Origin of the sequence: Pseudoalteromonas sp. PA2MD11, assembly GCF_017808125.1 — a bacterium.
GTDB lineage: Bacteria > Pseudomonadota > Gammaproteobacteria > Enterobacterales > Alteromonadaceae > Pseudoalteromonas > Pseudoalteromonas simplex.
In genome coordinates, this window is record NZ_JADKNF010000001.1 from 537,528 (window position 1) to 553,817 (window position 16,290).

Sequence of the window (16,290 nt, forward strand, 5' to 3'; positions counted from 1 at the left end):
CTCGGAAAAAATACGTAAATTGATATCGCTGTCATTAATTGTTAAAGCGTAAAAAGCCCCATAAAGGGGCTATTTAAGGGTTACGAGCTTGGGTTTGCAAAATCGGGTCTGGGTAACTTTTCGAGTATGGCGTATAAATAAATCACCACAACGCAAAGCCCTCCCGCTACAAAGAATAAGGTTGGGCCATCGTAATAATCTAAAATTAAACCACCACCGAGTGGTGCTAAAGCAAACCCTAAATCATAAAACGAAGCTGCGCCAAAGTAGGCACCACGAAGATGAGAAGGCGCCAGCCTATCAAGGTGAACGTTCATCGTCGGAAACAAAATGGTTTCGGCCAAACTCATCACCACTATCGCACCAATCCAGCCCCAGAATAAATCGATTGGATTAAGTGCTAGCCAAAACTGCGACACCATCAATAGCACCAAGCCAATTTGAATTCGCACCGTTAGGCTAAATCGTGCCATCATTTTTAACAGCAGAAATTGACTCGAAATGATCACTAACGCATTGGTAAATATTAGTGCAGAAATCAATGCAAGTAGGTCGGGTGCCTCTGCACGAGTTAGGTATTGTATGAGTGAACTATCCATTTGCGCATAAATAAACATGCACAAAATATTCGCTAAAATTAAACACTGCAGCAGCTTATCTGCAAATAGAATACGTAAGATTTGCTTGCCCTGTACAGCTGGTTTTTTCTCTTCTGGCTCATCAATTGCTGCGGTATTTTTTGCTGCTTTATCACTAAAATTAAAGCCCCAAACAAGCAGCACCAATAAAATAGCAAATGCCCCTGCGGTAATATAAAAGCTCGACTGCTCACCGGTTAAACCTAGCCATACCCCTGCTAATGGACCCACCGCACAGCCCACATTAACAATAAAGTACAGCGACTGCATAGCCAGTTCACGAGTTTGTGCATCATCAATAATATCGCCAATTGCCGCACTGGTTAATGGTCGCCAAAGTGCAGTCGCAATCGAGCATAACGTCATTACAATCACATAACCGGCCACGGTTTCTACCTCAGCCAACAGCGAGAAAGAAATGATATACAGCACACCAGTAATGTACATCAGCGTATGCCGGCCCACTTTATCGGATAGGCTGCTGCCAATAAAACTGGTGAACACTGAAATCACGGCGGCACTGGTAAGTACCAAACCGACTTCAGTTGCCGATAAAGCAAACTTTTCGTACAAGATTACCGCAAGAAATGGCCACACCATGTAATAGCTGCCACGGGTAATAAATGAGCCAAATAGGAAGATCCACATAAGCACAGGAAATTGCTTAAAGCGCGCTAAAGAGATATCTGAATTCATTACTAAAATTTTAATTGTGATGGTTAAAACAATATACCTCAATAACCTCTGCTAAGAGTATTTAATCTACAGCTCATTTGTAACACCGCATTAATTAGCTAAGAACCAAAACAACTCAACTAAAAAATATTATTTAATGAGTTAAGATCTAAAAACCTAAATACGAATAATTATTGATTGTATTTTTAATTTCTGTACTATACGCACCGTTCCTCAAAGGTAAAATCAACATAAAGAACTGGAAACCTACAATGAAATCAATAAAACCAAGTTTACTGGCACTTGCCATAGCAACACATTTTTCAGCCTTTGCTGATGACGCTAAGCCGAAACAAGATATGGAACGTTTAGTGATTACTGCAACAGGCTTTGAGCAAAAAGTTACCGAAGCACCTGCAAGTATTTCAATTATCACCAATGAAGATATTAAGTCTCATGCCTTCACCTCAGTACTTGATGCTGTGCAGTATTTAGAAGGTATCGACATTGGCACAACTCGTGATAAAACGGGCCAGGGCAGTGTGAGTATGCGTGGTTTAACAGGTGAATACACCCTGTTACTTATTGATGGTAAACGCCAAAATAACCATGGCGACATTTACCCAAACAATTTTGGTGGCAACGCGTTTAACCACGTACCACCAGTTGATGCCATTGAGCGTGTTGAAGTAATTCGCGGTCCTGCATCAACACTTTATGGTGCAGATGCGCTGGGTGGTGTAATCAATATCATCACTAAAAAGCACACTGACAGCTGGAGTGGTGCAGTATCTTTTAGCCGTTCATTACAGCAAAACGATGATTTTGGTGATGACATTACCACTGACTTTAGTGTGGTGGGCCCGCTAATTAAAGACATATTAAGTTTAGGTGTGCGCGGCAGTGTTTACGAGCAACAAGCATCATCGCCAACATTTGAACCAGCAACTGATCCAAATGGTGTTGTTCATACTCGTTCATTAGGTTTTGGCAGTGGCGGTCGTACCGTTGATAACACAAATGAGCAGTATGGTTTTACGTTAACTTATACCCCGTTTGAATCTCATCATTTACGTTTTGATTATGACAATTCAAGCCAAGTGTACGACAACACACCTAGCTACGACATTGAATCAGGCACCATTACTTACCCACTTGGTACTAAAGATAACATTGAATCAATTTGGCAAGACCGCCGCGGCCAAGTAAACCCGCGCGCAGGTTATGCGGCAGACCAAGAGTTTGACCGTGAATGGTGGTCACTCAGCTACGATGGTGAACTTAATTGGGCAACGGTTAAGGCCTCTGTATCTTATGTTGATACACAAAACAATGGCCGTACTTTACCGCTGAGTGTAAGCGAGCGATTAGAGCTACAAGCTATGTACGATGGTACAGGCGAATACGAAGGCATGGACGAACAAGCACGTAAAGATTTAGCTGAAGAAACATTCTTACCGCGCCCTGCTCGCCCACTTGAAAGCAGCCAATATACCTATGACTTACGTTTTGATATTCCAATCGAGGGGCGCTTTGGTAGCCATAACCTAGCAGTTGGTGGCCAGCTCATCGACGGTGAATTAAAAGACGGTGTATTTGGTCTTGAAAGTGATCAAGCTGGCAAAGTACAAGAGCAAAACATGTACTCAATCTTTGCCGAAGATAACTGGATGGCAACTGATAACTTCACCTTTACACTTGGTGCTCGTTACGATGACCACGATGTATTTGGCAGCCAAGTATCACCTCGTGTTTACGGCGTATATAACTTATCTGACACTTGGACGCTAAAAGGGGGTGTAAGTACGGGTTATAAAACACCACAAACCACTGATCTTTATGACGGGATCACCGGATTTGGTGGCCAAGGTACAAGCCCATTTGCGGGTAACCCTGAATTAGAGCCAGAAACCAGTGTGAACTCTGAAGTTGCACTTTACTGGACATCACTTGATGGCGATCACAACATTAACGTGACTTACTACAACACCAAGTTTGAAGACAAAATTGCCCGCGGCGACACTATTTTAAGCTGTGAGCAAACTAACGATGTACGCCCTTGTGTGAACTTAGGTCAGTACGATCAACTTGGCTATGATAGCTATAGCCAAAAAATCAATATCGACGAAGTAGACCTACAAGGTGTTGAAATTGCAGGCCAATATACTATCAGCAAAACAGTGTCTGTTAACGGTAACTACACCTGGACTGATAGCGAACAAAAGAGCGGTCCTGAACAAGGCCAGCCATTAACTAACTCAGCTGAGCACATGGCAAACCTAACCCTAAACTGGGAAGCGACTGACTTTATGAACTTATACCTGCAAGGTGTATATCGTTCAGACCGTTACCGCGGTTGGGATAACGTGCACGATAAAGCGCTATATTACAAAAACTACAACCTACTTAATTTAGGTGCGCAGTTTTATGTAAATGAGTACGTGCAAATCAATGCCCGTGTAAACAACCTATTAGACGAAGATTTCACCTCATATAGTACTAGCTATACCGACCTAAATGGCGATGGTGAGTACGAATACCTAACAGGTCGCGGTGTAGTTAGCGAAGTTACATTCACAGACGACTACAACGTTAAAGATAAAGGCCGTAACTTCTGGATTGGCGTTACCGCTTACTTCTAAGTAAACTCCCTGAAAATAGACAGCATGTAGTCATATGCTGTCTATTTTTCTTACCGTCCCTATTATTGCTCCTATTATCAGTATTCTTTTTACTGTCACTAAATTGCCAACTTCACACATTAAGCTGATGGTACCTGCGTAAGCTTATTTGTCAGTCTATGGAACATATCCTTACAGCCAGCGGTATCTGTATTAGTTATCAAGATGAAGGCGATAAAAATGCGCCGGTGATCATCTTAATTATTGGCTTAGGTGCTCAATTTACCGTTTGGCCAGAGTCGCTATATTTTGGCTTGGTCGAAAAAGGCTTTCGGGTTATTCGTTTTGATAATCGTGATGCAGGGCTATCCTCATCGTTAGATGAGTTAGGCAAGCCGAGTCTCGTAAAGCATTGGCTTAGCCGCCGATTACCCATTCGAGCAAAGCTGCCCTATTCGCTCGATGACATGGCTCGCGATGTAAAAGAATTAATGGATGCACTGGCTATCAAAAAAGCGCACTTAGTGGGGGCGTCGATGGGTGGCATGATTGCGCAAATTGCCGCGGCAAAGTATAAAAAGCGCGTACTGAGCTTAACTTCCATTATGTCGAGTAGCTCGCCGTTATCGTTTTCGGGTTCAAACATAAACCTATTAGTAAAGCTCGCTAAAATACGCCCCCGAAGCAGTAATAAAGAAGCCGCGATTGATTACAATGTTAGGCTCAACCAACTCATTGGCAGCCCAGCCTACCCACAAGATGAACACGCTTTATACGCCAACGCTGAACGCTATATTGAGCGGGCCCACACAAATCAAACAGGCTTTAAACGTCAGCTTGCGGCCATTGCCGCAACACCCTATCGTGAGCAATTACTAAAAAAGATTAAATCGCCCACGTTAGTAATTCACGGCAGTGCTGATCCTGTTATGCCACTGTCTGCGGGTATCAACACCGCACTGTTAATAAAGCGTAGTAAGCTAAAAGTTGTGCCCGGAATGGGCCATGATTTTCCACCCGCTTTAATGAAAAAAATGACTAAGTGGATTGCCAAACACGCCGCTAAAGTCAGCGCCAAAAAAGCAGCTAAAAGACCCTAAAAGCATGATAGAATTATCATACAATTTATAAGGTTAGCGTTTTATGTTGCGTGTATTTTTTAGTCTGTTTTTAATTATCCCTTGGTTAAGCTTTGCCGGTGTGTCACTAAGCGAGCAGCGCATTATTTATCAGGGCGAAATTAGTGCCAAAAACAATCAACATGTTGCACAGCTTTTGGCTGAGCAGCCAAACATAAACAGCATACAAATCACCAGTGGTGGCGGAAACGTTGATTTAGGTATGGATCTCGCCGAATTGATTTTGGCGCATAATTTAAAAGTTCATGTAAAACAATTTTGCTTTTCGTCGTGTGCTAATTACGTATTGCTTGCAGGAAACCCTGCTATCATAGCTAAGAACGCCATTGTCGGTTGGCATGGCGATGCCGCTTCAGCTCGCTGGCGAGATAGCGATATTGATGCCATGGTAAGCCATTTAAAAGAGCCAGAAAAAACAACCAAGTGGCAGGCTTTACGCACTCAATACAACGAAATAATCGCAAAAGCCGTGGCACGTGAAAAAGCCTTTTATGCAAAACGCGGTGTTAAGCATGACTTGCTAACCATTGGTTTATCTGAAGAGCTAAAGCGTGCAGCTGTGGCTCAAAAAGCCAGAGGCTGGAGCTACTCAAAAAAAGCACTCAACACACTGAATGTGAGTAATATTGAGTTTGCAGATTGGCAGCCCCGCTCAGCAAAGAACTTTCCGTTACTAATAATTGATGAATTAGAGTAAAGCTCTTTTATTTGTTAAACACTAAACTGATGCCATGGGCCTGTTATAGCTAGTGTTTTTGACGGTGAGTAAACGTTCACAAACAAAGTGCTACCATCTGGTGAAAAACAGGCACCTGCCAGCTCGGTTTGCGCCACTAAGCGGGCAAAATTATAAACTTGGCCTTGGGGTGTCACACCGCGAAGATGATTATCAACCACATCGGTGTATTGGTCTTCACAGACAATTAAGTGACCATTAGGTGACACGGTTAGGTTATCGCCAAAGTTGTAGAGAGTTTTGCTAGTACTTTCTACAAACAACGAGATCTTACCAGGTTGCTGTGCTTCTTTATCTGTGCCCTCAAATTCTGATGGCTGATATTTCATAACCTGACCAAGTTGTTTTTTACCACCATTGGTACAGCAAAAATAAAGCTCTTTATCACCCCAGTGAATACCTTCACCGCGAGCAAACAATGCTGCACCTTGTTTGTAGCCGCGTAGGCGTAGGTCGTCTTTCGGGCTTTCAGGGTTATCTAGATTGACCCACTCAACCTCAAGCTCTTGATGTAGCCCCATGGCTTTATTATTCCAGTTACGGCTATCGAATTGTGGCTTACCTTTTACCACCATCGCTTGTAATTGCCCGCCTTTATGCAGCTTGCCATATTCATTTGGAATAAAACGATAAAAGACGCTATCACCTTTATCTTCAGTTAAATAAACAATGCCCGTACGCGGATCAACGGCAGCCGCTTCGTGGTTAAATCGACCCATGGCTTTTAATGGCTCAGGTTTAATTAAGCCTTTGCTATTTGCGGGTACTTCAAAAATATAACCATGATCTTGGTTAAATCCATCGGCTTTAGTATCTGTGGTTTCTTCGCACGTAAGCCAGGTGCCCCAAGGCGTGATACCGCCAGAACAGTTACGAATAGTGCCGACCAATGACAAGTATTCTTGCTCTTTTTGATGGGTTTTTAAGTTATAAACGATATGACTTGTGCCACCCGGTAACGCCACACCGTCACTGTTAGTATCAAAAGCCAGAGGTGTTTTATGATTGGCAATACTTGCTTCAGCTTTCGCTAAGTCTTTTGGCTTTAGCTCATGGTTTCGCACTAATGCAACACGGTCATTACCAAGCGCTAGACAGCCCATGCCATCAGCTTTGTCCGGTACTGTAAACCCATCAGACATTTTCTCACCTAGGCTTGAAACTACTTGATAACTAAAGCCCTCAGGTAAGTCGAGCAATTTATCTGGATCAGGAATTAACGGACCAAAGCCCACAGCCGTTGTTTTTAAATCACCTAACGACACTTTACCTATGGCACTTTTTGATAATCCTAAAAAGGCTAATGTGCCCGCCCCTACTAAAAATTCTCGACGTGAAACCATGCTAACTCCAAGCTCAAAACCAGCTTTATCATACAAATAAAAAAGGCATTATATAGCAATGAAACTATAAAAAGTTACATTATCACAATATTCACGAAATTGTCATAAAGCACTACTCTTTGATGATTGCTAGTTGCTCATTAGGTAGCAGCACAATTAAGTAACCACGCTGCTCTAAGTTACAAAAATCAAATTCAAAACCGGCAATTTGTAAGTCACTAGCGCAATGAGTTAACGGTATATAAGCTGTTGCTGTTGCTTCAGTTAATTCACTATTAGCAAGTTTATAGCTGTAGTTCGTATTGCCGATAAAACTAACCAGCCTAACCACAGGGTAATCACCACTATCTACAGCCTCAGTGCGTGCTAAAAAAGCCAGTTTCAGCGTTTCGCCATCCATATAAATGATCACATAATTAGCTATATCACTAACAACCCACTTTTGTAGATGAGCTTTTATTTCAGCATCATAAAAAGCTGCAAAGCCAACCTTTCCGACCACAGAACGCTTAAAGTTAAGCTTTTCAAAACCACCGTAGCCATCGATTGATTGTTGGAAGTTCTGCTCCTTATAAATTGCGCTTGTTGGTGTGTTGTTTCGTAGGTTCATCATATAAAAATCAACCGGGTACTCGCTAAAGTTATAAACATAATAGTCACTTTCATAGACACCTTGGTATAAATCGTCTTCGTCAAACACTTCCTCTTCAGCGCTATTGCAACCAGTTAGTAAGAGTAAAATGCATAATCTCAGTAGATAATTCATTGCTCATCCCTTTCTCTAAAAACGATAATTTATAGTTGCAGTGAATTGCTGCTTGGCAGTTTCTCCCACGAGCGGGCTTTTTTTGATAGTTGAGTCAAGTTGCTCATACCGAAAGCTCGTAAAAACAGACCACTGCTCATTAAAAACATAAGTCAGGTTTAGCGAGGTAAATGGGTTAAGGGCTGCACTTGGCTGATATTCATATCTGCCAAACTCAGGGGCGATATTGCCATTAGCTATGCCATACAGGTATTGAGTGTATTTTTTATCTTGCCAATAAAAACCGAGATCAGCACTTAGCTGTAACCCTAATCCTTGGCCATAAATCGGTAGGTTATAGCGGGCAAGAAACGTAAGTCCATCGGAGTGATTCGAAATATCTTGCGCTAAACGAACAAAAAGCTGTTTATATTGCAGCTGAGTTCTGAAGGTTAGCTCACCTTTGCCGTCTTTATAGTCAGTGAAAACCTCATCATCCGACAACTCATCACTAAAGATTAAACTGCTATCGTAGGTTTCATCTCGGAGACTAAGCCCCATTGACGCTTCAAATTCTGCGCCTTGTAAAAAGGCATATTGCACTAAGCCATATTTAGGCCCTATGCGCCAGTTGCCTTTTCGGGCGTTGAAGTATGGCAAGACCATGGTTTGAATATCGTGATCTCGCCATGCTGTATCAATAGCCAATTGTGCAGCACCGACCTCCATTTGCCATTGCTGTGATTGCTCATCGGCCTTGGCATCATCAACAAATAATGCTGCTAAACAATAAGCTACAATCAACAGATAAGAAAAAAGACTATTTCGCAGAAATTCATGTTTGGTCATGATAATGTCCCTATATTGGTGTTTTAATGCAGTTTAACGCCTCACCATTAGGACTGACTTGCTGCAAATGTCACATATTTAATCGTGACATTTGTCATATACATAAACGAATAATTGCGGATTAAACTAAGCGTATGAACAAACTCTTGCAAACGTTGATACATCGAAGCGATTTTATACTCTCAGCAATCACCTGGGGGTTTGTGTTTATTTATACTCTGCACGCTTGGTCGCAAAGAGCAGAGTCAGCGCAGCTAAGTTTTAGTACAATAAATACGTTTTTGATCAGTGTGTTATTTATAAGCTTTTTTGCTTTTTTAATTTATTTTGAGTTTTTCAGATCACGATTTAAGCACTATCAAACCCGTATTTTGAACTTCACTATCGCTAATGTTGTGCTATTGATGTGGCTATTTAATATTGGCTTTGTTGCAATTCTATTGATCATCTTCTTAGTTAAATTCAGCGATTACGAGCCAAACAAAGCCAGCCTCTATTTACTCATTTGCCTGCCCTTTTTGATGGCGCTGACGCTTCACTATGGCTTTGATAAGCAATTTGTATTGCTCAACGGGTTGGCTTTCACTTTATACAATAGCTTTGCCTATCGCTTTGCTACTCGGCTTATTTCTGAGCGTAAAGCCAAAGAACAAGCAGCCCATTTATTACGTGAATTAAAAGCAACTCAAGCGCTTTTAAACGACACCGCAACTCGCGATGAACGTATTCGTATTGCCAGAGATTTACATGATACCCTTGGCCACCACCTTACAGGACTCAGTATTCACTTAGAAGTCGCCAATCATTGTGCTAATAATGAAGCACCAAAACACATAACTAAAGCACAGCAAATTACCCGCTTGTTATTAAATGATGTGCGTGACTCTGTCTCGTCAATGCGAGAAAACCAAACCATTGATTTACATGCATCGCTTAATTCACTGTGCAGCCATGTTACAGGCTTAAATGTCACACTCAATTACGATGAAAATATAAAAATAAGTGATACGTTATTGGCACAAACGTTATTTCATACTGTGCAAGAAGCGATTACGAATTGTATTAAACACAGTGATGCGACTGAGCTGTCGGTAAGCTTAGACCTCCAAGCTGATTCAGTGCATCTCACTATTTATGATAACGGCGGCGAAATGCCCAAGCTGAACTTAGGCAATGGCTTAACAGGCATGCAAGAGCGCTTAGCTTTAGTGCGAGGGGCAATTGAGTTTGAACAAAATAATAATGGGTTTGCGATTGCTGCAACGTTACCTCATAAACTTAATCCACATACTTTGGCGTAAAAAATGATTAGGATATTACTCGTTGATGACCAAACATTATTAAGAGAAGGCTTAAAAAGCTTACTCGCCCTTAAAGCAAATATTCAAGTCGTGGCTGAGGCTGACAATGGCCAAACGGCTCTTGAGATGCTCAAGCAACATTCTATTGATGTTGTACTCCTTGATATTCGCATGCCTATTCTAGACGGTATTGGCGTACTGAAAAGTATGCAAGCACAACAGCTGAGGCAACCAGTACTGGTACTCACGACCTTTGATGATAGTGAACAAGTGCTAGAATGTATTCGCTATGGCGCTAAGGGTTATGCGTTAAAAGATATTAATTTAGAGCGCTTGGTCAGCGCCATCGAAACACTTGCTAAAGGTGGCTCAGCGCTAGCTCCTGCGATCACCGAGCGAATTTTGAATAAGCCCACGAAAACAACCGATACTTCTTTAGCAACTCCTGATAAATTAAGTAAAAGCGAGCTTAGAGTGCTCAATTTAATCGCTGCAGGCTATTCAAATAGTGAAATCGCCGAGGCACTTTATAAGTCTGAAGGGACTATCCGTAATCAAGTGTCTTTTATTCTCAGAAAGCTAGATGTACGTGATAGAACCCGTGCAGCATTAAAAGCAATTGATCTAGGTTTGATATAATTGCAAATCATTTTTAATCTCATTAAGCTTTTATCATACAAGTAAATCGCTTAAACTAAGGCTTAAATTATTTTTAAGAAGCAACCGCTATGTTCCTAAAATCAAAAACATTTATTGCATTTTCATTGGCGCTTTTAAGCTTTAGCCAACACGCCTTTAGCTTACAGTTTGGCAATCCAGTCGACAGTGACAAACTCATTAAAATTTCGACGGTTATGGCCTCACCAGACGATTACCTTGCAAGTCCAATTACCGTGGAAGGGACTATCACTGGGGTTTGCGAAAAACGTGGTTGCTGGATGACGCTTGCATCTGACAAACGCTTTGAAAACTTACGTATCAAAGTTGAAGATGGCGACATGGTATTCCCGATGACGGCTAAAGGCAGTAAAGCTATCGTAACTGGTAAGCTCGATAAAATTCAGCTTAGCCTTGGCCGCACTAAAGCGCTACTTGCTCACAAAGCGCAGCAAGCCGGCGAAAGCTTTGATGCAAACTCAGTGACTGAAGCAATGGCTATTTATCAGCTCGTACCGAGCGGAGTTGAAATCATTGAGTAATAAATCAAGTATCAACTGGTTTAAGTTAAACAGAAACTTACACCGCGATATTGGTTACTTTTGTGTTGGTTTAGTAATTATCTTTGCGGTTTCTGGCATTGCAGTGAACCACAAAGATGATTGGAACCCAAACTACAAAGTAAGCCACCAGCAAATCAGTGTGAGCGATGAAACTTGGCAATTAGATAATGACGAGTTGCTGATTGAGCAAATTATCTCTCATGCTGATGTAAGCGAGCCGGTAAAGGCTTCTTATTGGGTGTCGCCGCAAGAGTTTAAGGTGTTTTTAAAAAACGGTAACAATCTCAGCCTTAAACTTAATAAAGATATCATAAGCTATGAAGCCATTGAGCCTCGTCATGTATTTCAAGCATTTAACCGCTTACACTTAAACGAGACAACCGCTTCATGGGTGATTTTTTCTGATATTTTTGCAGGGCTGCTGCTGTTTTTAGCGATCAGCGGCTTGTTTATGATCAAGGGTAAAAATAGCCCATGGGGCAGCCGCTCAGTTTTAGTCATTAGCGGTATGCTACTCCCCGCTGCTTATGTGTTTTTATAAGCTAAAGTTCCCTGTTGCCATTCTCGCAAAGAGCGATGGCAACTTTTTTAATTAATTTAATCCTCACCTACTTTGTAACACAGTCTTTTTTAAAATAACTATTCGCAGAACCCTCTCTGTGCTTGCGTATTTTATAGCAACTTAGAGTGTGTTTACTTAGCTCTTAAAACCTCTCACCTACCTATTATTGTTTTTTTAAATGATGGCTTTATTGCTTTTATTTGTGAGCATTTTCATCGAAAAAGCAAAAAAAGCTGTCAAATAGAACCTAAAAAGGGACTAATTTAGTCATAATTTATGACTAAATTGCAATTATTTATTACTAGATAAATTTAAAAAACAAAACACTTTCAACTTATAAAAGGTAATTAAATTGTAAAGTAAATTAATGATTTATCATTATTGATATTGATAATCACTATCATTACGATCCCGATTCAAATTAACCAAGAAGGAATTGAGTCGTGAATCAATTAGCCCCCGTGCTTAATGCTCATTCATCAATAAACGTTGATGAACAGCCCCATGCGTTTATTTTTAACGAAAATAATTTACTCAAATATGAGATGGCTTCAATGCAAACAATGTCGCTCATCCATCAAGCGCTGCGTTCTGCAAAACAAGTTCATTCTGGCGTCTGCCACAAGGAGCTCAGTAAACAAATAGCCAGAGTAGAACTAAATCAACCTCTCAATAACGTTGAGCAAGCGCTAAATGAAGTAAAATCGTTGTATTTAGATCATGCTGTCTATTTTCATCATCCAAAGTATGTTGCCCATCTAAACTGCCCCGTTGCTTACCCTGCGGTGATAGCCGAACAGTTATTAACTGCTATAAATTCTTCGTTAGACACCTGGGACCAAAGTGCTGGCGGGACGCTCATTGAGCAAAAGTTAATTGACTGGAGTATCGAACGCATTGGCTTAAGTGCTACTGCCGATGGCATATTCACAAGTGGCGGCAGTCAATCTAATTTAATGGCATTGTTACTTGCTAGAGACCATGCAGCAGAGCGCTTATCAGGGCACCTTATTCGCGATTTTGGTTTAAGTCCAGATGCTCATCGCTACCGTATTTTTTGCTCTGAAGTCAGCCATTTTAGTATTCAAAAGTCAGCCGCTTTACTGGGCCTTGGCTATAACGCGGTTGTTCCTGTTGCTGTTGATAAAGAGTTTAAAATGGACCTAGCCGCACTTGATGCAGCGATTGATGAATGTAAAGCACAAGGCAATATTCCGATAGCGCTTGTTGCCACCGCAGGCACAACTGACTTTGGTTCAATAGACCCTATCGATAAGCTAAAAACGCGTTGCAAAGCTGATAATTTATGGCTTCATGTCGATGCCGCTTATGGCTGTGGACTACTTGCCGCTGACGATCACCATCACTTACTCAATGGCATTGAAGATGCTGACTCGGTGACGTTAGATTACCACAAATCATTCTTACAACCTGTCAGTAGCAGTGCTTTTATTGTTGCTGATAAAAAGCAATTTAAACATTTAACTCATCATGCTGATTATTTAAATCCGTTTAACGACAACCCACAAGCAGCGCCAAACCTTGTTGATAAAAGCATTCAAACTACTCGCCGTTTTGATGCCTTAAAACTTTGGCTAACTTTACGCATTATGGGCCACGAACAGATTGGCAAAGTGTTTTCTTCTGTTATGGCATTAGCCCGTAGTAGTTATGTGGCACTCAAACAAGACCCTGAATTTGAGCTAATTCACCAACCTGAACTGAGCACTTTAGTGTTTCGCTTTAACGATAAAAACCTCAGTGATGAGCAATTAAACCTGCTTAATTATCAAATTAAAGATGAGCTATTCAAACAAGGTGAGTGTGCCATTGCTCGAACCAAATTTAGAGGTATCAACTACTTAAAGTTCACGTTACTTAATCCAAACACACAGATTGAAGACATTAAAAGTATTGCAGCTGATATTAAAGCCTGCGCCTACAGCATCAAGGCACGTCTAAAAGTAGAGGAAACTAGCTATGAATAAAGTGTACGATTTAATTGCTGTGGGCCTTGGTCCGTTTAACCTCAGTTTGGCATGTTTAGCTGAGCCAATTGAAAAACTTGATTCGTTATTTTTAGAACAACGTGATGAATTTAATTGGCATCCAGGGCTGATGCTCGATGGCGTTACATTACAAACACCGTTTATGTCAGATTTAGTTACATTGGCAGATCCAACCAATCCATACAGCTTTTTAAACTATGCGAAACAACAAGGTAAGCTGTATCAGTTTTATATTCGAGAAAGTTTCTTTTTACTGCGCGAGCAATACAACCAGTATTGCCAGTGGGCAGCAAGCCAATTAAGTAACATACAATTTGGTCATAAAGTCATTCATAGCCAGTTTGATCACACTAAGCAGCTCTATGTACTCACTGTCGAATCAGCAAAGCAAACTAAAACGCTTTATTGTCGTCACTTGGTACTGGGCACAGGTCCCTCACCTTATTATCCGCCCGCTGTTCAGGCAGAAGATACACAGCTCTGCCATGCCACTGAATATCTGTATAAACGGGATGAGTTAGTAAATAGTAAGAGCATTACTGTGATTGGCTCAGGGCAAAGTGCTGCTGAAGTATTTTATGATTTGTTGTGTGACATTAAACAGCATAACTACCAACTCAATTGGGTAACGCGAGCGCCGCGTTTCTTTCCTCTTGAGTACACGAAACTCACGCTAGAAATGACTTCTCCTGAGTATGTTGATTACTTTTATAACCTAGATCAGACCACCAAACAGGAGTTACTAGCCAAGCAACGTAATTTATACAAAGGCATCAACTCAGAGTTAATTAATCAGATTTATGATCAGCTCTATCAACTTGATATTCAAGGGGTAAACCGCGCAAGGTTATTGACCAACAGCGAGCTCATTAAAAAACAAGGCAGTAAACTAGTTTTTAGACACAGTGAACAGCAGGCTGAATTTAGCTTACATAGTAATCACGTCATCATGGCTACGGGCTTTAGTTATCAGCTACCCGATTTTCTAAGTGGCTTAATGAGCGAGATAAATTGGCTAGATAACGGGTGCTTTGCTGTTGAGCGGAATTACAGTATCGACAAGCTACAAAGGTTGTTTGTACAAAATGCTGAGCTGCACAGTCATGGTTTTGTAACGCCAGATCTGGGCATGGCCTGCTATCGAAACAGCCATATTCTGCGCTCAATTTTAGGTTATGCCCCCTACCCTGTTGAAACACAAATTGCCTTTCAAGAGTTTGGTTTACCCGATGTTGTCAACGAAAAACAGAAGCAAATAGCATGAAACAACCCGCATTAAAATCAAGCTTGGTGCTGCTGACGATTATTTCTGTTGTTTGTGACACCATGATTTTGCCCTTTTACCCGCAGTTTTTTAGTGCCCAATTTGGTTTGCAATCAAGTAATCACATTGGTGCCTATATCGCTGTTTGCTGCATCACCGTGATGTGTGCTTTCCCTGTATGGGCGAAAATAGCGCAGCACGTGCACGAGCTGTATTTATGGGTGATCACCCAAATAATGGCTGGGCTATTGGGTGTTGCGTGCTTTTACAGCGAAAACGTGTGGAGCTTTTGGGTGTTATCACAGCTGATGCTGGTATTTAAAGCAAGTTACCTGCTTATTTACCCCTTTGTTCTTAGTATCGAAGAAAAACAACAGCACCTCGGTGTCGTTGCTTTATTTAGTGTGCTTTTACACTTTGGCGGTATTGGCGGTGCTTTATTAGGTGGCTTGATCATCCAAAGTATTGAGCCGCGCTTTTTATATTTAGTAATGGCTGCGGGCGACTGCTTACAGGTTATGCTCTGCTTATATTTAATTTACTTATTAAAAGTAAGCTACAAGCCACGGGAATTAACCGCATCATCAGTAAAACGGCAGCGTTTCCCTGGCTACATTATTCGCTTAGGGGTTATATCTATGGGCGTGTACTTCAGCATGTTCTTAGCAACGCCATACTTTACGCTACTTTGGCAACAAGTAAGTGATTTCAGCAATGCACTGTTAGCTGGCGCTGTGTTTGCTATCCCTGCTTGGGTTGCACTTGTCATTCTGGTTACAACCAGAAACAAACCTGCAACCAATAAGCACAGTAAAACAATCGCCTATGCACTTATGTTAAGCAGTATCGGCCTATTTATACAACTTAGCTCACACTGGCAATGGCTTGTGCTCGGCCGTGTTGTATTTGCTATTGGGCTATTTTTACTGACCGTGCGTCTGCAAGTCATGTTGTTTGCAATGAGCGAACCGCGCTTTTACTCAAGCGACTTTGCCAAGCTTCATTTTATGCAAAATATCGGCGTCATCTGCGCCTCATTTTTAGCGGGAGATTTAGTATCTCGCTTTGAACTAAACACCCCATTACTGACTGGTTCTGTCGGCTTTGCCATCACTTTATGTTTGTTTTATCTGCTTTTTTTACGCAACAAACATACCTCAACAAACCCTATTCACAGTTATTAATTTT

At 41.3% G+C, this 16,290-nt stretch carries 14 protein-coding genes; 10 read left to right on the forward strand and 4 right to left on the reverse strand.

The window, feature by feature from the left end; all coding sequences use genetic code 11:
• Positions 1-80 precede the first annotated feature (80 nt).
• Positions 81-1,334 carry an MFS transporter gene (locus ISP07_RS02300; RefSeq protein WP_209326651.1) on the reverse strand — a complete coding sequence of 418 codons (1,254 nt, stop codon included), beginning with the start codon at positions 1,332-1,334 and terminating at the stop codon, positions 81-83.
• Positions 1,335-1,585: 251 nt separating this feature from the next.
• Between ISP07_RS02300 and ISP07_RS02305 the strand changes: the two genes are divergently transcribed.
• From ISP07_RS02305 to ISP07_RS02315, 3 genes are all read left to right on the forward strand, one after another.
• Positions 1,586-3,955, forward strand: a complete 2,370-nt coding sequence (locus ISP07_RS02305) for a TonB-dependent receptor domain-containing protein (protein WP_209326652.1) — start codon at positions 1,586-1,588, stop codon at positions 3,953-3,955.
• Between the two features lie 158 nt (positions 3,956-4,113).
• A complete protein-coding gene (locus tag ISP07_RS02310) occupies positions 4,114-5,034 on the forward strand; it encodes an alpha/beta fold hydrolase (protein WP_209326653.1) in 921 nt (306 codons plus the stop codon).
• Positions 5,035-5,077: 43 nt separating this feature from the next.
• Positions 5,078-5,770, forward strand: coding sequence for an ATP-dependent Clp protease proteolytic subunit (locus tag ISP07_RS02315; RefSeq protein WP_209326654.1), 693 nt, complete (start codon positions 5,078-5,080; stop codon positions 5,768-5,770).
• Between the two features lie 14 nt (positions 5,771-5,784).
• On the opposite strand, the gene ISP07_RS02320 is transcribed toward ISP07_RS02315, so the two are convergent.
• The 3 genes from ISP07_RS02320 to ISP07_RS02330 all read right to left on the reverse strand — a co-directional run bounded on the left by ISP07_RS02320 (position 5,785) and on the right by ISP07_RS02330 (position 8,746).
• A complete protein-coding gene (locus tag ISP07_RS02320) occupies positions 5,785-7,152 on the reverse strand; it encodes an alkaline phosphatase PhoX (protein WP_138599908.1) in 1,368 nt (455 codons plus the stop codon).
• A 112-nt stretch (positions 7,153-7,264) separates the two neighbouring features.
• Complete coding sequence (locus ISP07_RS02325; protein ID WP_054551859.1) at positions 7,265-7,918, reverse strand: hypothetical protein; 654 nt, start codon at positions 7,916-7,918, stop codon at positions 7,265-7,267.
• Positions 7,919-7,933: 15 nt separating this feature from the next.
• Positions 7,934-8,746 (reverse strand): MipA/OmpV family protein, encoded by an 813-nt coding sequence (locus ISP07_RS02330; RefSeq protein ID WP_138619681.1) that lies wholly within the window; start codon positions 8,744-8,746, stop codon positions 7,934-7,936.
• Between the two features lie 404 nt (positions 8,747-9,150).
• Here ISP07_RS02330 and ISP07_RS02335 point away from each other — a divergent pair, with 404 nt between their 5' ends.
• From ISP07_RS02335 to ISP07_RS02365, 7 genes are all read left to right on the forward strand, one after another.
• On the forward strand, positions 9,151-10,047 hold the full coding sequence (locus ISP07_RS02335; protein ID WP_209326655.1) for a sensor histidine kinase: 897 nt from the start codon (positions 9,151-9,153) through the stop codon (positions 10,045-10,047).
• Positions 10,048-10,050: 3 nt separating this feature from the next.
• The gene (locus tag ISP07_RS02340; RefSeq protein WP_209326656.1) at positions 10,051-10,686 is read left to right on the forward strand and encodes a response regulator; all 636 of its coding nucleotides are present in this window, start codon (positions 10,051-10,053) and stop codon (positions 10,684-10,686) included.
• An 89-nt stretch (positions 10,687-10,775) separates the two neighbouring features.
• Positions 10,776-11,246, forward strand: a complete 471-nt coding sequence (locus ISP07_RS02345; protein ID WP_054560702.1) for a DUF4920 domain-containing protein — start codon at positions 10,776-10,778, stop codon at positions 11,244-11,246.
• A complete protein-coding gene (locus ISP07_RS02350) occupies positions 11,239-11,808 on the forward strand; it encodes a PepSY-associated TM helix domain-containing protein (RefSeq protein ID WP_209326657.1) in 570 nt (189 codons plus the stop codon). Before ISP07_RS02345 ends, ISP07_RS02350 begins: the two co-directional genes overlap by 8 nt.
• 464 nt (positions 11,809-12,272) lie before the next feature.
• Positions 12,273-13,817, forward strand: coding sequence for a pyridoxal phosphate-dependent decarboxylase family protein (locus ISP07_RS02355; RefSeq protein ID WP_209326658.1), 1,545 nt, complete (start codon positions 12,273-12,275; stop codon positions 13,815-13,817).
• Positions 13,810-15,102 carry a lysine N(6)-hydroxylase/L-ornithine N(5)-oxygenase family protein gene (locus ISP07_RS02360; protein ID WP_209326659.1) on the forward strand — a complete coding sequence of 431 codons (1,293 nt, stop codon included), beginning with the start codon at positions 13,810-13,812 and terminating at the stop codon, positions 15,100-15,102. The genes ISP07_RS02355 and ISP07_RS02360 overlap by 8 nt, the downstream gene beginning before the upstream one ends.
• Entirely contained in the window at positions 15,099-16,286 is a 1,188-nt protein-coding gene (locus ISP07_RS02365; RefSeq protein WP_209326660.1) for an MFS transporter, read from the forward strand. Before ISP07_RS02360 ends, ISP07_RS02365 begins: the two co-directional genes overlap by 4 nt.
• The last annotated feature ends 4 nt before the right edge of the window (positions 16,287-16,290 follow it).